The sequence below is a fragment of the Streptomyces sp. P9(2023) genome (assembly GCF_032436795.1).
Classification (GTDB): domain Bacteria; phylum Actinomycetota; class Actinomycetes; order Streptomycetales; family Streptomycetaceae; genus Streptomyces.
Window position 1 is genome coordinate 334,339 of sequence record NZ_JAUPWM010000003.1, and the last position, 20,119, is coordinate 354,457.

Annotated in this window: 17 protein-coding genes, 4 pseudogenes and 1 riboswitch; of the genes and pseudogenes, 8 read left to right on the plus strand and 13 right to left on the minus strand. The window is 70.0% G+C overall.

Annotation, left to right across the window (positions count from 1 at the left end):
• Positions 1-3: 3 nt before the first annotated feature.
• From Q5762_RS06425 to Q5762_RS06435, 3 genes and pseudogenes are all read left to right on the plus strand, one after another.
• The gene (locus Q5762_RS06425) at positions 4-267 is read left to right on the plus strand and encodes a small hydrophilic protein (RefSeq protein ID WP_315890986.1); all 264 of its coding nucleotides are present in this window, start codon (positions 4-6) and stop codon (positions 265-267) included.
• Positions 248-1,566: pseudogene (locus Q5762_RS06430) on the plus strand (sensor histidine kinase); the annotation flags it as partial. The gene Q5762_RS06425 and the pseudogene Q5762_RS06430, both read left to right, overlap by 20 nt.
• Before the next feature lie 126 nt (positions 1,567-1,692).
• Positions 1,693-1,881 (plus strand): annotated as a pseudogene (locus Q5762_RS06435) (DNA-binding response regulator); the annotation flags it as partial.
• A gap of 262 nt (positions 1,882-2,143) precedes the next feature.
• Here Q5762_RS06435 and Q5762_RS06445 read toward each other — a convergent pair.
• A pseudogene (locus Q5762_RS06445) lies at positions 2,144-2,566 on the minus strand (SLC13 family permease); the annotation flags it as partial.
• Here Q5762_RS06445 and Q5762_RS06450 point away from each other — a divergent pair.
• Positions 2,542-2,850, plus strand: a pseudogene (locus Q5762_RS06450) (glycerate kinase); the annotation flags it as partial. The pseudogenes Q5762_RS06445 and Q5762_RS06450 sit on opposite strands and share 25 nt — an antisense overlap.
• A gap of 10 nt (positions 2,851-2,860) precedes the next feature.
• On the opposite strand, the gene Q5762_RS06455 reads toward Q5762_RS06450, so the two are convergent.
• The 6 genes from Q5762_RS06455 to Q5762_RS06480 form a co-directional block, all read right to left on the minus strand.
• Positions 2,861-4,261 (minus strand): aminotransferase class V-fold PLP-dependent enzyme, encoded by a 1,401-nt coding sequence (locus Q5762_RS06455; RefSeq protein WP_315890987.1) that lies wholly within the window; start codon positions 4,259-4,261, stop codon positions 2,861-2,863.
• Between the two features lie 189 nt (positions 4,262-4,450).
• Positions 4,451-4,567, minus strand: a riboswitch (SAM riboswitch).
• Between the two features lie 140 nt (positions 4,568-4,707).
• The gene (gene trpD / locus Q5762_RS06460) at positions 4,708-5,772 is read right to left on the minus strand and encodes an anthranilate phosphoribosyltransferase (RefSeq protein ID WP_315890988.1); all 1,065 of its coding nucleotides are present in this window, start codon (positions 5,770-5,772) and stop codon (positions 4,708-4,710) included.
• A 121-nt stretch (positions 5,773-5,893) separates the two neighbouring features.
• Positions 5,894-7,519 (minus strand): cytochrome bc complex cytochrome b subunit, encoded by a 1,626-nt coding sequence (locus Q5762_RS06465; RefSeq protein ID WP_315890989.1) that lies wholly within the window; start codon positions 7,517-7,519, stop codon positions 5,894-5,896.
• Positions 7,516-8,568 (minus strand): Rieske 2Fe-2S domain-containing protein, encoded by a 1,053-nt coding sequence (locus Q5762_RS06470; protein ID WP_315890990.1) that lies wholly within the window; start codon positions 8,566-8,568, stop codon positions 7,516-7,518. Before Q5762_RS06470 ends, Q5762_RS06465 begins: the two co-directional genes overlap by 4 nt.
• Entirely contained in the window at positions 8,565-9,374 is an 810-nt protein-coding gene (locus tag Q5762_RS06475; protein ID WP_315890991.1) for a c-type cytochrome, read from the minus strand. Before Q5762_RS06475 ends, Q5762_RS06470 begins: the two co-directional genes overlap by 4 nt.
• 64 nt (positions 9,375-9,438) lie before the next feature.
• Positions 9,439-10,059, minus strand: coding sequence for a heme-copper oxidase subunit III (locus Q5762_RS06480; protein WP_315890992.1), 621 nt, complete (start codon positions 10,057-10,059; stop codon positions 9,439-9,441).
• A 177-nt stretch (positions 10,060-10,236) separates the two neighbouring features.
• On the opposite strand from Q5762_RS06480, the gene Q5762_RS06485 reads away from it, so the two are divergent.
• Complete coding sequence (locus Q5762_RS06485) at positions 10,237-10,638, plus strand: hypothetical protein (protein ID WP_315890993.1); 402 nt, start codon at positions 10,237-10,239, stop codon at positions 10,636-10,638.
• Positions 10,639-10,641: 3 nt separating this feature from the next.
• Here the strand turns inward: Q5762_RS06485 and Q5762_RS06490 are convergent, their stop codons facing one another.
• The 4 genes from Q5762_RS06490 to coxB all read right to left on the minus strand — a co-directional run bounded on the left by Q5762_RS06490 (position 10,642) and on the right by coxB (position 15,144).
• Complete coding sequence (locus Q5762_RS06490; RefSeq protein WP_315890994.1) at positions 10,642-11,895, minus strand: Ig-like domain-containing protein; 1,254 nt, start codon at positions 11,893-11,895, stop codon at positions 10,642-10,644.
• Between the two features lie 122 nt (positions 11,896-12,017).
• On the minus strand, positions 12,018-12,416 hold the full coding sequence (locus Q5762_RS06495; RefSeq protein WP_315890995.1) for a cytochrome c oxidase subunit 4: 399 nt from the start codon (positions 12,414-12,416) through the stop codon (positions 12,018-12,020).
• Positions 12,413-14,149, minus strand: a complete 1,737-nt coding sequence (gene ctaD, locus Q5762_RS06500) for a cytochrome c oxidase subunit I (protein WP_315890996.1) — start codon at positions 14,147-14,149, stop codon at positions 12,413-12,415. The genes Q5762_RS06495 and ctaD overlap by 4 nt, the downstream gene beginning before the upstream one ends.
• A complete protein-coding gene (gene coxB, locus Q5762_RS06505) occupies positions 14,146-15,144 on the minus strand; it encodes a cytochrome c oxidase subunit II (protein WP_399494571.1) in 999 nt (332 codons plus the stop codon). The genes ctaD and coxB overlap by 4 nt, the downstream gene beginning before the upstream one ends.
• Positions 15,145-15,433: 289 nt before the next feature.
• Here coxB and Q5762_RS06510 point away from each other — a divergent pair, with 289 nt between their 5' ends.
• Complete coding sequence (locus Q5762_RS06510) at positions 15,434-16,819, plus strand: aminotransferase class V-fold PLP-dependent enzyme (protein WP_315890997.1); 1,386 nt, start codon at positions 15,434-15,436, stop codon at positions 16,817-16,819.
• A 44-nt stretch (positions 16,820-16,863) separates the two neighbouring features.
• Here the strand turns inward: Q5762_RS06510 and Q5762_RS06515 are convergent, their stop codons facing one another.
• The gene (locus Q5762_RS06515) at positions 16,864-17,838 is read right to left on the minus strand and encodes a carbohydrate kinase family protein (protein ID WP_315890998.1); all 975 of its coding nucleotides are present in this window, start codon (positions 17,836-17,838) and stop codon (positions 16,864-16,866) included.
• 132 nt (positions 17,839-17,970) lie between these two features.
• On the opposite strand from Q5762_RS06515, the gene Q5762_RS06520 reads away from it, so the two are divergent.
• Both Q5762_RS06520 and Q5762_RS06525 read left to right on the plus strand, forming a co-directional pair.
• Entirely contained in the window at positions 17,971-18,177 is a 207-nt protein-coding gene (locus Q5762_RS06520) for a hypothetical protein (RefSeq protein ID WP_315890999.1), read from the plus strand.
• Positions 18,178-18,214: 37 nt separating this feature from the next.
• Positions 18,215-19,663 carry a hypothetical protein gene (locus tag Q5762_RS06525; protein WP_399494574.1) on the plus strand — a complete coding sequence of 483 codons (1,449 nt, stop codon included), beginning with the start codon at positions 18,215-18,217 and terminating at the stop codon, positions 19,661-19,663.
• Between the two features lie 75 nt (positions 19,664-19,738).
• Here the strand turns inward: Q5762_RS06525 and Q5762_RS06530 are convergent, their stop codons facing one another.
• Positions 19,739-20,095: an iron-sulfur cluster assembly accessory protein gene (locus Q5762_RS06530; RefSeq protein ID WP_018848827.1), complete on the minus strand. Its 357-nt coding sequence runs from the start codon at positions 20,093-20,095 to the stop codon at positions 19,739-19,741.
• Positions 20,096-20,119: the final 24 nt, after the last annotated feature.

Consider the following 20,119-nt stretch of genomic DNA (forward strand, 5'->3'; position numbering starts at 1 on the left):
CGCATGTCCTTCACCCATCGCATGGCCACGCTGGCCGCCGTCGTCGCCATCCCGCTCGGGATAGCGGCGACGAGCTACGCCCTCACCGACGAGCCCGAGGCTCCCCGGGTGCCGCCGGCCGTGGAGATCGGCTCGACCGTCGCACCCCCGAGCGGGCCCGCGCCGAGTTCCGGTACGGCCACCCCGACCCCGCCGCCCTCCGACGCGGTCGTGCCCGGGCCCTCGGCCACCGGCGACGACGGTGACGATGCCGCCGACGAGAACTGACCGCCGTATCTCGGCACGCGTCCGCATCCTGCTCTGGCTGCTCCTGGTGATGGCCCTGGCCGCCGTCGCCGTGGCCACCCGCTCGATCCTGCTCCGGGACGTGGACCACCGGATCAACCAGCTCCTGACCCAGGAGACCGGGGAGTTCGCCAACTTCGTGGAGCAGGGCGTGGACCCCGCGACCGGGCGCTCTTTCACCGACCCGGACGCACTGCTGCGGGTCTTCCTCCAGCGCCAGTACTCCGACCCCGACGAGGAACTCCTCGGCCTGGTCGGCCCGCCGGGCACGGGCCTCCGGGTCATCCGGCAGTCCCGCGACATCCCGAGCTCCGTCGCCCTGCACCGCGACCGCCCGTCGCTGGACGCCATCGCCGCCTCCGACGCGTCCTCGGGGCGGCTCGACCGCGCTCGGGCGAGGTCCGCTGGGCGAAGGTGCCGATCGAGAGCCCCGACGACGCCGGGCCCCGGGCGGCCTTCGTGGTGGCCTTCCACGCCGACCGCGAGCGGGCCATCGCCGACGAGGCGTTCCGTGCCCTGCTCGCCATATCGGGCGTGGCGCTGCTGATGACGACCGGCATCGGCTGGGCCGTCGCGGGCCGCATCCTTGCACCCGTACGAGTGGTACGCGCGACCGCCGCCGAGCTGACCGAACGCGATCTGACCCAGCGGATCCCCGTGCAGGGCCGGGACGACATCGCCGCGCTCGCGGAGACGTTCAACGCGATGCTGGACCGGCTTGAACAGGCGTTCGCCGGGCAGCGCCAGTTCGTCGACGGCGCCGGGCACGAGCTGCGCACACCCATCACCATCGTCCGCGGCCATCTGGAGCTGATGGGCGACGACCCGGCCGAGCAGCGCGAGACCGTCCGGCTGGTGACCGACGAGCTCGACCGGATGAGCCGGATCGTGGAGGACCTGCTCCTGCTCGCCAAGGCCGAACGGCCGGACTTCGTCCGCACGGAGCCGGTCCAACTCGCCGAGCTGACCGCCGACGTCTTCGTGAAGGCCCGGGCGCTCGGCGACCGGGACTGGGTCCTCGACGGGGTCGCCGACCGCGCGGCCGTCCTCGATCCCCAGCGGATCACCCAGACGGTGGTGCAGCTCGCTCAGAACGCGGTCCAGCACATCGTCGCCGGCCAGCGGATAGCGATCGGCTCGCGGGCGGTCGAGGACCGGATCGAGCTGTACGTCGCCGACCGCGGCCCGGGCGTCCAGGAGCAGGACGCCGAGATCATCTTCGAACGGTTCCGGCGCGGCACCGCCCGCCGGGTCGCCCGGACCGGCGGCGCCGGGCCAGGGCCTGTCCGGCGGATCAGGGTCGGATAGGCCGCGGCGTCTGGTGCGGTGCATCGCAAGGCGCCGGAGCGCCTCGATAGCGGAGCTATTGGGGTGTTTCGGCAACGCCGCGAGGTGCCGTGCCAGGCGTCGCGGCCGTTCCGCTTCGAGGAGCTGCTTGCCCGGATCCGGCTGCGGCTGCGCACCGCCGCCCGTACCCCCGAGGTGACGGTGCTGCGCAGCGGCGACGACCTGAGCCTGGACCTGCGCACCCGGCGGGCCCGGTCCGGGGAGCGGACGGTGGATCTGACGGCCCGTGAGTTCGTGCTGCTCGAACTCGCCGCCTTCCTGGTCAGCGGGGCCCGTACCGTACGGCAGCTGGTCCATCTGACCACCGCGGCCCTGGTGGTGACCGCCTTCGCCGTCCCCGCCACCTCGGGCCGGGCCGCGCTCGCGCTGCCCGTCTTCCTCGCGCTGGCCCGTGGTGCGCGGAGCCCCTGCACGGGGTGTCGCCCGCCGTGGTCGCCCTGAGCGGCGCGGTGGTGGCCTCCTCGCCGGCGCTCGGGACGGTACGGCTCAAGGAGGGTCCCGGGTCCGTGCCCACCGTGCCGAGCAGCAGCAGGCACCGGGTCTCCGCCGTGGTGAGCGGGCCCGAGACCGGGGTGGGGGAGTGCTCCTGGAGGCGCGCGACGGTGATCCGTACCGGCTCGCGCCGGTCAGCGCGGCGGGTGGTCGTCAACAGCACGGTCTCCGCCGCCAGATGGGAGGCGACCACCGCGAGCGGCAGCCCGAGCACCAGCCACTCCACGAAGCCGATCCGCTCACCCGTCCGCTCCAGGAGCAGACTCACCGTGATGAGGTGCGCGCCCGCGCCGATCAGCGTGGCCACCGCCGAGAGCAGCACGACCGTAGGGAAGAGCAGCGCCAGCATCACGACCAGCCTGCGCCGTTCGGCAAGCACCTGCGCTGGTCGGGGGCCTTCCGGCCGGGATACCCGCCGCCCGGCTCGCCCGCGCCGACCTGGTCATCACGGCCGAGGGTGCCCTCGACGGGCAGACCGTCCGGGGCAAGATCCCCGCCGAGGTCGCCCGCCGGGCCAAGGCCCACGGCGTCCCGGTCCTCGCCCTCGCGGGCACCCTCGGCCAGGGCGCCCACCACGTACGGGCGGTGGGGGTGGACGCCTACGGTTCGATCCTGCCGGCCCCGATGGCACTGCCCGAGGCGCTCGACCGCGGCGCGGAGTTCCTCGCCGACGCGGCCGAGCGGTCCCTGCGGATGGTCCTGGTGGGGACCCGGCTGGCGGCCTGAGCTGCAGGTGTCAGCCGCGGTCCGGGACGCAACGGCCGTCCTCGGTGCGGTACTTCCACCGGGCACCGTCCCGGACGAGCTCCTTCACGGCCCGTACGAAACGCTCCACGTGCTCGTCCGGCGTACCGGCACCGAAGCTGACCCGGATGGCGTTGAGCGACTTCTCGCCGGGCGCGGCCTCGGGCGCGCCGCACTCGCCCTGGCTCTGCGGGTCGCTGCCGAGCAGGGTGCGGACCAGCGGATGGGCGCAGAAGAGGCCGTCGCGGACGCCGATGCCGTACTCGGCGGAGAGCGCGGCCGCGAAGTGGGAGCTGTTCCAGCCCTCGACGACGAAGGAGATGACACCGACGCGCGGGGCGTGGTCGCCGAAGAGCGAGAGCACCTTGACCTCGGGGACCTCGGCGAGGCCTTCTCGTACGGTCGCGATGAGGTGGTTCTCGCGGGCGACGAGCTGGTCGAAGCCGGCTTCGGTGAGCGCCTTGCAGGCGGAGGCGATGGAGTAGACGCCGATGACGTTCGGCGAACCGGCCTCGTGGCGGGCGGCGGTGGTGTGCCACTCGACGTCCACGCCGCCGTCGGCACGACGGGCGACCTTCTTCGAGGCGCCGCCACCGGCGAGGTACGGATCGGCGTCCTGGAGCCAGTCGGCACGGCCCGCGAGCACGCCCGAACCGAACGGGGCGTACAGCTTGTGACCGGAGAACGCGACCCAGTCCACGTCCAACTCCCGTACGGAGACCGGGTGGTGGGGCGCGAGTTGCGCGGCGTCGAGGACGATCCGGGCGCCGTGCGCGTGCGCGGCGGCAGCCAGCTCCTTGACCGGCCACAGCTCACCGGTGACGTTCGACGCACCGGTCACGCAGACGAGGGCGGGCCCGTAAGGGTCACGCTCGGCGAGGGCGCGCTCCAGGGTGGCGACGGCCTGGGCGTGCGTACGCGGGGCGTTGAGGTAGGTGACCCGGGCGTCTTGCCACGGCAGGAGCGAGGCGTGGTGCTCGGTCTCGAAGACGAAGACCTGGCAGTCCGCGGGGATCGCGGCGGCGAGCAGGTTGAGCGAGTCGGTGGTGGAGCGGGTGAAGACGACCTGGTCGCCGTCGCGGCAGTCGAGGAACTCGGCGACCGTGAGGCGGCTGTTCTCGAACAGGTCGGTGGAGAGCTGCGAGAGGTACCCGGCGCCCCGGTGGACGCTGCCGTAGTACGGGGCGTACGCGGCGACGTCGTCCCACACCCGCTGCAGGGCCGGCGCGCTGGCGGCGTAGTCGAGCGCGGCGTAGGTGACCTCACCCCCGGTCACGAGCGGCACGGTGACGTCCCGCCCGAGGACCGGGAGCGGAGCGGCACAGCAGGGATCGGCCGATTCGGCGTCCGTGGTGGCGGTGGCGGTGGTGGTGGCGTTCGGGTACGCGGACATGGCGGTATCTCCTGGCAGGACTGGGCAGCGAAGGGCCCGCAGGGCAGCGCGAAGGGGGTGCCTCAGGCGGGTGTTGCCTCAACACACGGTGTTCGTGCGGAGGGTGGGGAAACGGGGCCGAAGGCCCTAACGCATTCGCTTGCTCACGAGACTGCTCCCTTGAGGACCAGGACCCCAGGGGTTGCAAGGGGTCCGCGCTTGCCGTGGACCTTGCTGTCCACGGCCTGGTCTTCACCCGGGGCACCCCGCCACGGACGGAGGGTTGCCGGACAGCAAGCCGGGGCTTCGTAGCTGTCACTCATGACCTGGCCAAGAAGCTATGCCACGTGATCGCACCCGCGCAACCCGTGTCCGGAATCCGGGACGCGAAAAGGGGCCCGGGAATCCCGGACCCCTCCCCCAAGCTCTCCGAGCAGGGGGGACCCCCGTTGCCGCGCGCCCAAGCGCTACGCGTTACTGGCCGCCACCCAGCGCTCCAGCGCCTTCCGCGCCGCCCCCGAGTCGATCGATTCCGCCGCCCGGGCGATCCCCGCGCGCAGCTGCTCCGCCAGGGTGCCCTCCCCCGGGTCCAGCGCGACGAGCGCCGCCGCCGAGTTCAGCAGGACCGCGTCCCGTACCGGACCGGTCTCCCCCGCGAGCAGCCGCCGGGCCACGTCCGCGTTGTACGAGGCGTCGGCGCCGCGCAGCGCCTCCACCGGTACGAGGTCGAGGCCGGCGTCGCGCGGGTCGAAGGACTCCTCCCGCACCGCGCCGTCCCGGACCACCCACACCCGCGAGGTGGCGGTGGTCGTCAGCTCGTCCAGGCCGTCGTCGCCGCGGAAGACCAGCGCGGAGTTCCCGCGCTCGGCGAGCACGCCGGCCACGATGGGCGCCATCAGGGCGTCGGCGACGCCGACCGCCTGGGACCGCACCCGGGCCGGATTGGTGAGCGGGCCGAGGAAGTTGAAGACGGTACGGATGCCGAGCTGGCCGCGGGCGGCGCCCGCGTACCGCAGTGCCGGGTGGAACTTCACCGCGAAGCAGAAGGTGATCCCGACCTCGTCGGCGACCTCGGCCACCCGCTGCGGGGTCAGCTCCAGGTTGACGCCGAGCTTCTCCAGGACGTCCGAGGCACCGCTCGCGCTGGAGGCCGCCCGGTTGCCGTGCTTGACGACCTTGGCGCCGGTGCCGGCCACGACGATCGCGGACATGGTGGAGATGTTGACGGTCTTGGCGCCGTCGCCGCCGGTGCCGACGATGTCGACGGTCCGGCCGGGCACCTCGATCAGGTTGGCGTGCTCGTACATGGCCCGGACGAGTCCGCCGATCTCCTCGACCGTCTCGCCCTTGGCCCGCAGGGCGACCACGAAGCCGGCGATCTGCGCGTCGGTCGCCTCGCCCCGCATGATGCGGTCCATCGCCCAGGCGGTGTCCTCGGCGCTCTGGTCGCGGCCGTCCAGCAGCCCGTTCAGTACGGCCGGCCAGGAGCGGCCCGCCGACGTAGGTCCTCCAGCGGGGGTCGCAGCGCTCATGGCAGCTCCTGGGTCAGTGCGTAACCGATACGACACCACCCTATCGACCCACGGGGACGGCAAAGAGCCCCGTCCATCGAATGGACGGGGCTCCCGCTGTGGCGACCTTCAGGTCAGGCGATCAGTGGTGGCCGTGGCCGCTGGTGATCTCCTTGTACTCCTCGGAGGTCGGCTTGGCGATCTGGTTGTCCTCGCCGTAGTAGCTCTTGCTGAGCCTGACGCGGAGCTTCTCCATGCGACCGACCTTGCGCTCGACGCCGTTCTCGTCGACCAGCGGGCCGAGCTCGGCCGGCTGGTTCTGCTCGTGCGCCGTGAGCTTGTACAGCTCGCCCTGGCTGAGCGGCTGGTGGACCTCGACGAACTCACCGTGCGGCAGGCGCTTGATGATGCCGGACTCGCGTCCGTGCAGCACCTTGTCCTTGTCCCGGCGCTGGAGGCCGAGGCAGATCCGCTTGGTGACGACGAACGCGATGACCGGTCCGGCGAAGAAGAAGATCCGGACGAACCAGGTGATCGAGTTGATCGACAGGTTGAAGTGGGTGGCCCAGATGTCGTTTCCACCACCGACGAGCATGATCATGTACGCCGTGATCCAGGCGACACCGAAGCCGGTGCGCGTCGGAGCGTTGCGCGGGCGCTGCGCGATGTGGTGCTCTCGCTTGTCGCCGGTGATCCAGGACTCGATGAACGGGTAGACCGCGATCGCCGCGAGGACCGCCGGGAAGATCGCCAGCGGGATCATCACGCCCAGGACGAGCGTGTGGCCCCAGAGGTTGATCTCCCAGCCCGGCATGACACGGATCAGCCCCTCGGCGAAGCCCATGTACCAGTCGGGCTGGGCTCCGGTGGAGACCTGGTCAGGACGGTAGGGACCGATCGCCCAGATCGGGTTGATCGTGGCGATCGCGGCCATGACCGCGAGGACACCGAAGACCAGGAAGAAGAAGCCTCCGGCCTTGGCCATGTAGACCGGCAGCAGCGGCATGCCGACCACGTTCTTGTTGGTCCGGCCGGGGCCCTCGTACTGCGTGTGCTTGTGGAAGAACACCAGGATGAGGTGGGCGACCACCAGGCCGAGCATGATGCCGGGCAGCAGCAGGACGTGCGCCGAGTAGAACCGGGCCACGAAGTCGCCGCCGGGGAACTCCCCGCCGAACAGGAACATCGACAGGTACGTGCCGATGATCGGCACGGACAGGATCGCGCCCTGCATGAAGCGGACACCGGTGCCGGAGAGCAGGTCGTCCGGGAGCGAGTAACCGGTGAAGCCGGTGAACATGCCCAGGAAGAACAGCAGGAAGCCGAACAGCCAGTTGATCTCACGCGGCTTGCGGAACGCGCCGGTGAAGAACACGCGCATCATGTGCACGAACATCGCCGCGAGGAAGACCAGTGCGCCCCAGTGGTGGATCTGCCGGATGAGCAGACCGCCGCGCACATCGAAGGAGATGCGCATGGTCGAGTTGAACGCCTCGGACATCAGCTGTCCCTGGAGCGGGACGTAGCTGCCGTCGTACTCCACCTCGTTCATCGACGGGTGGAAGAACAGCGTCAGGTACACACCCGTCAGGATGATGACGATGAAGCTGTAGAGCGCGACCTCACCCAGCATGAAGGACCAGTGGTCCGGGAAGATCTTCCGCATGTTGGCCTTGGCCAGGGAGTAGATCCCGAGGCGGCCGTCGGCCCAGTCGGCGACCCGCTCGCCGGCTGGTGCCTTCTTCTTCGTATCGGTCACAGTGCTCATCCGCGCTCCCAGAAGGACGGGCCGACGGGCTCGTCGAAGTCGCCGAGCGCCTCCAGGTTGCCCTTGTCGTTCACGCCGATCCGCAGCTGCGGGAGGGCGTGACCGGCCGGGCCGAAGATGACGCGGGCGCCGTCGGAGAGGTCGAAGGTGGACTGGTGGCACGGGCAGAGCACGTGGTGGGTCTGCTGCTCGTACAGGGAGATCGGGCACCCCACGTGGGTGCAGATCTTCGAGAAGGCGACGATGCCGTCGTGCGACCACTCCAGCTCGCGCTTGTCCTTGATGTCGTCCGGCTGGATGCGGACGATCATCAGGGCGGCCTTGGCGATCTGGATCTGGAAGTCTTCGTCGTGCACCGACAGACCCTCGGGCATCGCGAAGGTCAGCGAACCGACCGCGACGTCCTCGGGACGCAGCGGCTCGTCCGTGTTCATGTTGATGAGCTGCTTGCCGTTGGCCCACAGGGTGGTCCGGAGCTTCTTCTCGGGCAGCGGGCCCATGTCACGCAGCAGCACGATGCCGGAGAGCGGTACGAGCGACAGCGCGCCGAACATCGTGTTGCGGATGAGCTTGCGACGGCCCATGCCCGACTCGGCGGCACCGGCCGCGAAGTCCGCCATGACCTTCGACTTGGTTTCCGGCGACGCCTCGATCGGGTGGCGCTCGTCGGCGATCTCGACGTCGGACATCAGGGTGCGGGCCCAGTGGACCGCGCCCGCGCCGATGAAGAAGAGCGCGGCGCCGAGGGTCAGACCGAGCGAGAAGTTGAGTGCGGACACCCGGCCGAACGGCCAGATGTACACGATCTTGTCGACCGGGAAGATCACGTACGCCGCGATGAAGCCGACGGTGGCCAGCATCGACAGCGTGAACATGAAGGCGACCGCACGCTCGGACCGCCTGGCGGCCCGCTCGTCGATGTCCTGGATGCGCGGCTTGTGGGGCGGGAGGCCCGGGTCCGCGAACGGGTCGTCGAGGACCGTCACCGCGCCGTGCGCGGTGTCCTGCTCAGCGGGCAGGTTCTCTTCTGGAATCTCTTGGCTGCTCATGACTTCTTGGCCTTAGCGGTGTGGGCCGCGACCCAGACGGCAACTGCGATCAGCGCACCCAGGCCGAAGACCCATGCGAACAGACCCTCGCTGACCGGGCCGAGGCCGCCGAGCGAGAGCCCGCCGGGGTTGTCGGCCTTTACACCGTTGACGGCCTGGACGTACGCGATGATGTCCTTCTTCTCCTGCTCCGGCATGGACGTGTCCGGGAAGGAGGGCATGTTCTGCGGGCCGGTCTGCATGGCCTCGTACAGGTGCTTCGGGCTCACGCCTTCGAGGTCCGGGGCGTACTTGCCGTTCGTCAGCGCGCCGCCCTTACCGGTGAAGTTGTGGCACTGGGCGCAGTTGGAACGGAACAGGTCGCCGCCCTTGGCGATATCGGCGCCGTCGGGGCTGTACTGGCCCGCCTTCGGCGTGATCGGGCCGGCGCCGAGGGAGGCGATGTACGCCGCGAGCTGATCGATCTCAGCCTGCGAGTAGATGACCTTCTTCCTCGGCACCTGGGCGCCCGGCTGCTGGGCCGGCATGCGGCCCGTGCCGACCTGGAAGTCGACGGCGGCCGAGCCGACGCCGACCAGGGACGGGCCGTCAGTGGTGCCCTGACCGCCGGTTCCGTGGCAGGTTGCGCAGCCGACGGCGTAGAGCTTCTTGCCCTCCTCGATGGCGAGGGACTGGGCGGTTACATCGGCCTTCGCCGTGCCCGCGGGCGCGAACGCGGCGTACAACCCCCCAGTGGCCGCCAGCGCGAGGAGTAGGACGACGACCGCCGCCAGCGGATGGCGTCGTCGTGCGGAGAGCTTTTTCACGGATTACCCCGGTGTCAGGATCTTCTGCGTCGATGCTTGCTGGATGTCTCGGGTCCGGGACCCGTTACTTGATCATGTAGATCGTGGCGAAGAGGCCGATCCAGACGACATCGACGAAGTGCCAGTAGTAGGACACGACGATGGCGGCGGTTGCCTGCTCGTGAGTGAACCTCTTGGCCGCGTACGTCCTGCCGAGGACCAGCAGGAAGGCGATGAGACCGCCTGTCACGTGCAGGCCGTGGAAGCCGGTGGTCAGGTAGAACACCGAGCCGTAGGGGTCGGAGGACAGCGAGAGGCCGTCCTTCTTGACCAGCTCGGTGTACTCGAACACCTGGCCACCGATGAAGATGGCACCCATCACGAACGTGACGATGAACCACGCCCGGAGCTTCTTCACATCGCCCCGCTCGGCGGCGAAGACGCCGAGCTGACAGGTGAGGGAGGAGAGCACCAGGATCGTGGTGTTCGTCGCCGAGAACGGGAAGTTCAAGGCCGAGGCCTTTTCCGACCAGTACTCGGCGCCCATCACGGATCGCAGGGTGAAGTACATCGCGAAGAGGGCCGCGAAGAACATCAGCTCGGAACTCAGCCAGATGATGGTTCCGACGCTGGTGAGGTTCGGTCGATTGACCGAGGGGTGCGCGTGCCCGGTTTCTACTGTCGTTACTGTCGCCACGACCGACATTATGTCGGTCGCTTATCCCGCCCTCACTCCGGGGGGTGCCGTTCGGAGTGTCAGGGGCGTGTGTCCAGCCCGAACGGCCCATCGAAGCGGCCTCCCTGGCGGTGTCGTACCGGTGTTGACGGCGTGTGGGACGGAGTAGCATCCCGCGCATCGGTTGATGACCTTCACGGAGGAACGATGCAGTCGAGCGCCACGGTCCTGGTCTACAGCGACGACGCGAACACGCGGGAACAGGTGCGGCTTGCCGCGGGTCGCAGGCCCGCGGCCGACGTTCCGCCGGTCGAGTTCATCGAGTGCGCGACACTCCCGGCCGTGCTCGCGCGCCTTGAGGAGGGCGGGATCGACGTCTGCGTCCTGGACGGCGAGGCCGTCCCGGCGGGCGGGATGGGCGTGTGCCGGCAGATCAAGGACGAGGTCTTCCACTGCCCGCCGGTGCTGCTCCTCATCGGCCGCCCGCAGGACGCCTGGCTGGCCACCTGGAGCCGCGCGGACGCCGCGGTCACCCTTCCGGTGGAACCGGTCGAGTTCGCGGCGTCCCTGGCCGCGCTGCTCCGTTCGCGGCTGTCCATCGACGCCTGACGGCTAGATGGACGGCTGCAGGCGGGTCGGGGCGGGCTGGTAGGCGGCGCTCTTGGCGTCGGCCACCAGGGCGCTGCCCTGACGCCACTTGTCCCAGGCCAGGTTCCAGTCGCCGAAACCGTTCCCGAACGGGTCCATCGTGTCGCCGATGCTGTTGACGGTCTGCACGATGTCGCCCGGACGGACGGTCTCGAAGAACCAGGCCGCGTTGCCCGTCGACATGCCGACACAGCCGTGGCTGACGTTCGCGAACCCCTGCGAGCCCACGGACCAGGGCGCGGCGTGGACGTACTCACCACTCCAGGTCACCCGTGTCGCGTAGTAGACGGGCAGGTCGTACGACTCCGAGCTGCCCGCCGCGATGCCGACGCTGGTGGACCGCATCCGGACGTAGTACTCCTTGCCGAGCACGACCTTGACGCCGTTACGGGTGGAGAAGCCCGGTTTGCCGGTGGTCACCGGCATGGTCTTGATCACTTCTCCGTTGCGCCGCACGGTCATGGAGTACGAGCCCGCGTCCGCGACGGCCTCGATCCGGTCGCCGATGGTCAGCTTGAGCGGCTTCGACTCGCCTCCGTAGACCTTCTCGCCGACCTTGACGCCCGCGAGGTTGCCGGTGACGTTGATCACCGCGCCGGTGGGCCAGTACTCCTTCGGGCGGAAGTGCAGCTTCTTGTCGTCCACCCAGTACCAGGAGCCCTCGACGGACGGCATGGAGCGCACCTTGAGGGCCCGTTCGACGACCGCCCGGGCCTTGCGGTCCTTGACGGGGAGGCTGAGGGCGGCCGTGATGGGCTGTCCGACGCCGTATTTGCCCGCCTCCGGGCCGAACTCGACCGTCAGGGCCCGCTTGGCCGGGGCGGTCTCGAACGTGAACGTACGGGTGCCAGGAGCGCCGTCCTCGTCCTCCACGGACACCTTGACGGTGTAGCGGGCGCCGGCCGTCAGGGAGCCCGTGGAGCGCCACAGGCGGCCGTCGGCGGTGAGCTCGCCGGCCAGGTGGTGCCCGGTGGCGTCGACGGCCGTCACGTCGGTGATGCGGCCGTCGGTGCCCTTGGCCGTGATCTCCAGCGCCTTGTCCGGGTCGGCCTTCCTGCCGTCTGCCGGGGCGCTGAAGGAGACCTGCTGCGCCGCGTCGTACGGCTTCGTCGACAGCGGATGGCCGTCGGTGCCCGCGCAGGCGCCGACGCCCGCGGTGATGAGCGCGGCCAGAAGGGTGCAGCTCACAACAGTCCGAATGCGCGGCGTGTCGTTCATGACATCACCGTAAGAACATTCCACGCGACCAGCGCGCCGAGTGCTGCAAACGAGGGGCCCGGACACATCGGGTGACGAAGTGTCCGGGCCCCTCGGGGTGTTGCGGGGTGGAGCGGGTGGAGCTACTGGTTCTGGTTCTCACCGCGGTAGAACTCGAACACCCAGCCGAACAGACCGACCAGGATCAGCGGAGCCGAGAAGTACAGGATCCACCAGCCCATCGCGACGGCCAGGAAGGCGAGCGCGCCACCGATGGCCAGCGAGAGCGGCTGCCAGCTGTGGGGGGCGAAGAAGCCCACCTCGCCGGCCTCGTCCGCGACGTCGGCCTCCTTGTCGTCCTGCGCCATCGCGTCGACCCGCCGGGCCGTGAAGGCCAGGTAGTAGCCGATCATGATGGAGAGACCGAAGGCCAGGAAGAGCGCCGTGGTGCCGACCGGCTCCTTCGACCACACGCCGTAGAGGACCGCCATGGCGAGGATGAAGACGCTCAGCCAGATGAACAACTTGCCCTGGATCTTCACTTGCCGGCCTCCTTGCTGCCGGTGAGGGCCGGGGCCTCGTGCGGCTTGTTCTCCAGCTGGTCGACCGCCGCGATCTCAGGGTGGTGCAGGTCGAACGCCGGGGATTCGGAGCGGATCCGCGGCAGGGTGAGGAAGTTGTGCCGCGGGGGCGGGCAGGAGGTGGCCCACTCCAGCGAACGGCCGTAACCCCACGGGTCGTCGACCTCGACCTTCTTGCCGTACTTGGCCGTCTTCCAGACGTTGTAGAAGAACGGCAGGATCGACAGGCCCAGCAGGAACGAGGAGATCGTCGAGATGGTGTTCAGCGCGGTGAAGCCGTCGGCGTCGAGGTAGTCCGCGTAACGACGCGGCATGCCCTCGGCACCGAGCCAGTGCTGCACCAGGAATGTGCCGTGGAAGCCGATGAACAGCGTCCAGAAGGTGATCTTGCCGAGCCGCTCGTCCAGCATCTTTCCGGTGAACTTCGGCCACCAGAAGTGGAAGCCGGCGAACATCGCGAAGACCACGGTGCCGAAGACGACGTAGTGGAAGTGCGCGACGACGAAGTACGAGTCGGAGACCTGGAAGTCCATCGGCGGCGAGGCCAGGATGACGCCGGTCAGACCACCGAAGGTGAAGGTGACCAGGAAGCCGATCGTCCAGAGCATCGGTGTCTCGAAGGACAACGAGCCCTTCCACATCGTTCCGATCCAGTTGAAGAACTTCACGCCCGTCGGCACGGCGATGAGGAACGTCATGAAGGAGAAGAACGGTAGGAGGACGCCACCGGTGACGTACATGTGGTGGGCCCACACGGTCACGGAGAGACCGGCGATCGCGATGGTCGCGGCGATCAGACCGATGTAACCGAACATCGGCTTGCGGCTGAAGACCGGGATCACTTCGGAGACGATGCCGAAGAACGGCAAGGCGATGATGTACACCTCTGGGTGTCCGAAGAACCAGAAGAGGTGTTGCCACAACAGCGCGCCGCCGTTGGCCGCGTCGAAGACGTGGGCACCGAACTTGCGGTCCGCCTCCAGGGCGAACAGCGCGGCCGCCAGGACCGGGAAGGCGAGCAGGACCAGGACACCGGTCAGCAGCACGTTCCAGGTGAAGATCGGCATGCGGAACATCGTCATACCGGGCGCGCGCATGCAGATGATCGTGGTGATGAAGTTGACCGAGCCGAGGATCGTGCCGAAGCCGGAGAAGGCCAGACCCATGATCCAGAGGTCGGCGCCGACACCCGGCGAGCGGACGGCGTCCGACAGCGGGGAGTAGGCGAACCAGCCGAAGTCGGCCGCACCCTGCGGGGTGAGGAAGCCGCCCACGGCCATGAGCGAGCCGAAGAGATACAGCCAGTACGCGAACATGTTCAGCCGCGGGAACGCCACGTCGGGCGCACCGATCTGCAGCGGCATGATCCAGTTCGCGAAACCGGCGAACAGCGGCGTCGCGAACATCAGCAGCATGATCGTGCCGTGCATCGTGAACGCCTGGTTGAACTGCTCGTTCGACATGATCTGCGTACCCGGACGGGCCAGCTCGGCGCGCATGAAGAGCGCCATGAGTCCGCCGATGCAGAAGAAGGCGAACGACGTGACCAGGTACATCGTGCCGATCGTCTTGTGGTCGGTGGTGGTCAGCCACTTCACCACGACATTGCCGGGCTGCTTGCGGCGTACCGGGAGCTCGTTCTCGTACGAGTCCTCAGCCGCGGCCGCACCCTGGGGTTCGTTGAGGATGCTCACAGTTGGTTCTTCTCCGCATTCCTGGCCGGGTCCGTCTGCTCAACGCCCGACGGGATGTAGCCGGTCTGCCCCTTCTCCGCCAGCTCCTTCAGGTGCTGCTGGTAGCGCTCCGGGGAGACCACCTTGACGTTGAAGAGCATCCGGGAGTGGTCCACGCCGCAGAGCTCGGCGCACTTGCCCATGAAGGTGCCCTCCCTGTTCGGAGTCACCTCGAAGGCGTTGGTGTGACCCGGGATGACGTCCTGCTTCATCAGGAAGGGGACCACCCAGAAGGAGTGGATGACGTCACGCGAGGTCAGGACGAACCGGACCTTCTCACCCTTCGGCAGCCACAGGGTCGGACCCGGGTTGCCGTTCTGCGGGTTCCGGTCACCGGGGATGCCGGCGTCGTAGACACCGCCGGCGTTCGCCGGGAAGTCGTCCTGGTACTTGTCAGGAATGGCGTCGAGGTTCGGGGCCGTCTGCGCGTCACCCTTCACCCCGGGCACGTTCTCGATGTAGTTGAAGCCCCAGCTCCACTGGTAGCCGACCACGTTGATGGTGTGGGTCGGCTTGTCGGCGAGCGACAGGAGCTTCGACTCGTCCCGTGCCGTGAAGTAGAAGAGCACGGAGACGATGATGAGCGGGGTGACCGTGTACAGCGCCTCGATGGGCATGTTGTACCGCGTCTGCGGAGGTACCTCGATCTTGGTGCGGCTGCGCCGGTGGAAGATGACGGACCACAGGATCAGTCCCCAGACCAGCACGCCCGTGATGAGCGCGGCCGCCCACGAGCCCTGCCAGAGGGAGAGGATCATAGGCGCCTCTTCCGTGACCGGGGTGGGCATGCCAAGGCGGGGGAAGTCTTCCCAGTTGTACGTGCAACCGGTGGCTGTCGCCAGGATCAGGCCCGCAGTCAGCACCTGCGGCAGCATCCGCCGCATCGGGCGCCGCGACGTGGGGGTACCACCCGCGCCCTTCAGGCAGCGGGGGAGGTCGGAGCCGTTGGGACTCACGTAGCGCCTTCCCGAGAGTCTCGGCCCGCCCTGGTCGGCCACGGCCGTCCGTCTCGCTGGTCGGTCGCCGCCCCGGCCGCGGGCAGGGGTTTGGATGTTTATGCGGACCAAACCCTACTGGACGCTATTTGGGGTCGCGCGGGGAGGGTGCCCAACGCGCCGTCCGACTCCCCGAAGGGGTGGACGCGAGGCCTCCGCAGGCCGGTCGCGACCCCCCGGACGTGGGGCGATCGGCCGCGTGGGAGGGACATCTGACGGGGGATTACGGAGCGGGGGCTAGCGTGGTCCGGTGCCCTACTTCGACGCCGCCTCCTCCGCCCCGCTCCACCCCGTCGCCCGCCAGGCGCTGCTTGCCTCGCTCGACGAGGGCTGGGCCGACCCCGCCCGGCTCTACCGCGAGGGGCGGCGGGCCAGGATGCTGCTCGACGCGGCGCGGGAGGCCGCGGCGGAGGCGGTGGGCTGCCGTCCCGACGAGTTGGTCTTCACTCCTTCGGGGACGCGGGCGGTGCATTCCGGAATTTCCGGGGCGCTCGCGGGGCGTCGGCGTGTCGGGTCCCGGCTGGTGGTCTCGGCGGTCGAGCACTCCTCCGTCCTGCACGCGGGCGAGGCGCACGCGGCGGCCGGCGGCTCGGTGGCCGAGGTGCCGGTGGCCCGGTCCGGGGCGGTGGAGGCGGCGGCCTTCGCGGCGGCGGTCCGGGAGCCGGGGACGGCGCTGGCGTGTCTGCAGTCCGCCAACCACGAGGTGGGGACGGCGCAGCCGGTGGCGGAGGCCGCCGAGGCGTGCGGGGCGGCGGGCGTGCCGCTGCTCGTGGACGCGGCGCAGTCGCTGGGGTGGGGGCCGGTGGAGGGGGCCTGGTCGCTGCTCGCGGCGAGCGCGCACAAGTGGGGTGGTCCGGCGGGCGTGGGGCTCCTGGCGGTCCGTAAGGGTGTCCGTTTCGCCCCCCAAGGTCCGGCGGACGAGCGGGAGTCGGGGCGGGCGGCCGGTTTCGAGAACCTGCCGGCGATCGTGGCCGCGGCGGCCTCGCTGCGGGCGGTGCGGGCGGAGGCGGAGGCCGAGGGGGCCCGGCTGCGGGGTCTGGTGGACCGGATCCGGGCGCGGGTGCCGGAGCTGGTGCCGGATGTGGAGGTGGTGGGCGATCCGGTGCGTCGGCTCCCCCATCTCGTCACCTTCTCCTGCCTCTATGTCGACGGAGAGACGTTGTTGCACGAGCTGGACCGGGAGGGATTCTCCGTTTCGTCCGGTTCGTCGTGTACGAGTTCGACGCTGACGCCCAGCCATGTGCTGCGCGCGATGGGGGTGCTGAGCGAGGGGAACGTCCGGGTGTCGCTGCCGGCGGGCACGACGGAGGAGGACGTGGACCGCTTCCTGGCGGTGCTGCCGGGGGTGGTCGCCGGGGTGCGGGAGCGGCTCGGCGCGCCGGAGGCGGCTACGGAACCGGGCACCTCGGGGTCCCTCGTGGTGGACGCCCTGGGCAAGCGCTGCCCGATCCCGGTGATCGAGCTGGCGAAGGTGATCGGCGACGTGCCGATGGGCGGCACGGTCACGGTCCTCTCCGACGACGAGGCGGCCCGCCTGGACATCCCGGCATGGTGCGAGATGCGCGGCCAGCAGTACGTGGGCGAGGAGCCTTCGCCGAGGGGCGGCGTGGCGTACGTGGTGCGGCGGGTGGCGTAGGCGGGCGTGCGGGGGCTCCGCGCCGGGCGGAGCCCCTCGGCTCGTCAGGCCAGGTGGGACTGGACCTCGGTGGCGGCCTCTTCGCCGTAGGCCTTGGTGAAGCGCTCCATGAAGTTGGCGCGGCGCAGTGTGTACTCCTGGGTGCCCAGGGTCTCGATCACCAGCGTCGCGAGCATGCAGCCGACCTGGGCCGCGCGCTCCAGGCTGACGCCCCACGCGAGGCCGGTCAGGAAGCCGGCCCGGAACGCGTCACCGACGCCGGTCGGGTCGACCTTGGCGTCCTCCTCCGCGCAGCCGACCTCGATGCTCTCCCCGCCCGCGCGCTCGATGCGCACACCGCGCGAGCCGAGCGTGGTGACGCGGTGGCCGACCCGGCCGAGGATCTCCTCGTCGGTCCAGCCGGTCTTGGACTCGATGAGCCCCTTCTCGTACTCGTTGGAGAAGAGGTACGTCGCGCCGTCCAGGAGCGTGCGGATCTCCTCGCCGTCCATCCGCGCGATCTGCTGGGAGAAGTCCGCCGCGAAGGGGATGGAGCGCGTCTTGCACTCCTCCGTGTGGCGCAGCATCGCCTCGGGGTCGTCCGCGCCGATCAGGACGAGGTCGAGGCCGCCCACCCGGTCGGCGACGGCCTTCAGCTCGATCTGCCGGGCCTCGCTCATCGCGCCCGTGTAGAAGGAGCCGATCTGGTTGTGGTCCTTGTCCGTGGTGCAGACGAAGCGGGCGGTGTGCAGGACCTCGGAGATCCGCACGGAGCCGGTGTCGACGCCGTGCCGGTCGAGCCAGGCGCGGTACTCGTCGAAGTCGTAACCGGCCGCACCCACGAGGATCGGGTTGCCGCCGAGCTGGCCCATTCCGAAGCAGATGTTCGGGCCCACGCCTCCCCGCCGGATGTCGAGGTTGTCGACGAGGAAGGAGAGGGAGACCGTGTGCAGCTGGTCCGCGACGAGCTGGTCTGCGAACCGGCCGGGGAAGGTCATGAGGTGGTCGGTGGCGATGGAGCCGGTGACTGCGATACGCACGGCTGGGCGCTCCTGCGGGACGGAAAGCGGTTGACAGTTCACGCTACCGGCTGGGACGGGCCCTGCCGAACAGTGGAAACTACCCCAGAGTAGGTCTTTTCCCTGAAGCCGTGGCGTGCGTACGGTGCGCCTATGTCGACGCAACCCGCTCCCCGAGAGCCTCAGGAGTCCGATTTCAGTCTGGCCCAGCTGCGCGGCGACAGCGCGCGGATGGCCCCGCACTGGGTGGTGCCGGCGGCCGACGCGCCTGCCCCGGTCTCCCCCGCAGGCATCCACGGTGTCGTCGTCCCGCCCTCCTCGGCGCGGCTGATCGACGCCACCTCGGAATACGGCACCTGAGGGACGGAACCACCCGCTCGCCCGTTCCGTCCCACTGATGTCTTCGGGACGAAGGAGCTATGCGGTGAGCGGTACGGAGAACCGGCGGAAGCGGCCCCGGCCGCTGGTCGTGGCCTCGGTGGCGGCGGGCGTCCTGCTCGTCGGGGGCGGCGGGGTGTACCTGGCGAGCAGCACGGACGGCACCGCCACTCCCGGCGGCGCCGCCGCGGCGCCCCCGCCGCTGAGCCTGGACGCCACGGGCGACGGTGCGAACAGGGACGGCGGGCCCGGCATCGCGCCGGGCGAGCCCGACCCGAACGACGGCGGAGCCGTCTACAAGGCCAAGGGCCCGCTCCCCAAGGGGCCCTCATCGGCCGCGGTCCACCGGCCCGAGGGCCGGGTCACCTCGGCGGAGGTGACCCGGCTGGCACAGGCCCTGGGCATCGCGGGCACGCCGAGGCTGGAGGGCGAGGTCTGGAAGCTCGCACCGGAGAAGGACGGTTCCGGGCTGCGGCTCGACGTGTCCGCCGAGGCGCCCGGCAGCTGGACGTTCACGCGGTACGACGGGGGCCCGGTCGGCGACACCTGCCTCAAGGGCAAGGCCTGCCCGCCGCCGGGCGAGGCGAAGCCGCCGAGCGGCGGGCCGGTGAGCGAGGAGGCGGCGCGGGCGGCGGCCGCTCCGGTCCTGAAGGCGGCCGACCAGGACGACGCGAAGGTGGACGCGAGCCAGCTGATGGGTTCGGTACGGGTGGTCAACGCCGATCCGGTCGTGGGCGGCCTTCCCACGTACGGCTGGTCGACCGGGATCCATGTCGGCCCGGGCGGTGAACTGGTCGCGGGCAGCGGGCAGTTGAAGGAACCGGTGCAGGGTGCCACGTATCCCGTGATCGGCGCCGAGCAGGCGCTGGAGGAGCTGAACAAGTCGGCCGTTCCGGGCTCGGTCGGCATCGGCGGCTGCGCGACGGCCCCGCCGGCGGCGGACACCCCGGACGCGCCCTGCGAACCGCGGAACGAACCGCGCGAGCAGGCGGTCACGGGCGCGGTCTTCGGGCTCGCGGCGCGGTTCGTGGACGGTGAGCGGGCGCTCGTACCGTCGTGGCTGTTCCAGGTGGAGGCGGAGGCCGGGGCGAAGCCCCACACGGTCGTACGGACGGCGGTCGCACCGGAGCATCTGGCGCCCCCGGTCAAGCCGACCCCGACGCCCACCCCGACGCCGGATCCGGGCGAGGGCACGGCGCCGGTGCGGCAGATCGAGTCGTACCGCGTCGACGGCACCGGCACGAAGCTGTCGGTGACCTTCTGGGGCGGGGTGTGCAGCACGTACACGGCGACGGCCGAGGAGAGCGCCGACAAGGTGAGCGTACGGGTGACGGAGAAGCCGACCGACCCGGACCGGGCGTGCATCGCCATCGCGGTGGAGGTGACCCGGACGGTGACCCTGGAGCAGCCGCTCGCCGGCCGTACGGTCGTGGACGCGGCGAGCGGGCAGCCCGTACCGAGGAAGTGAGATCCGCTGACACGACGAAGGCGGCCGCCCGGATCTCCGGGCGGCCGCCTTCGTGTACGTACGTACTTCGGCGACTTAGCTGAACGAGTCGCCGCAGGCGCAGGAACCCGTGGCGTTCGGGTTGTCGATCGTGAAGCCCTGCTTCTCGATGGTGTCGACGAAGTCGATGGAGGCGCCGCCCAGGTACGGGGCGCTCATGCGGTCGGTGACGACCTTGACGCCGTCGAAGTCCTTGACGACGTCGCCGTCGAGCGAACGCTCGTCGAAGAAGAGCTGGTAGCGCAGGCCGGAGCAGCCGCCGGGCTGTACGGCGACGCGCAGCGCCAGGTCGTCGCGGCCTTCCTGGTCGAGCAGGGCCTTGACCTTGGCCGCGGCGGCGTCAGACAGGAGGATGCCGTCGCTGACAGTGGTCTTCTCGTCCGATACGGACATCTGCTTCTCTCCCGGGTTGTACGG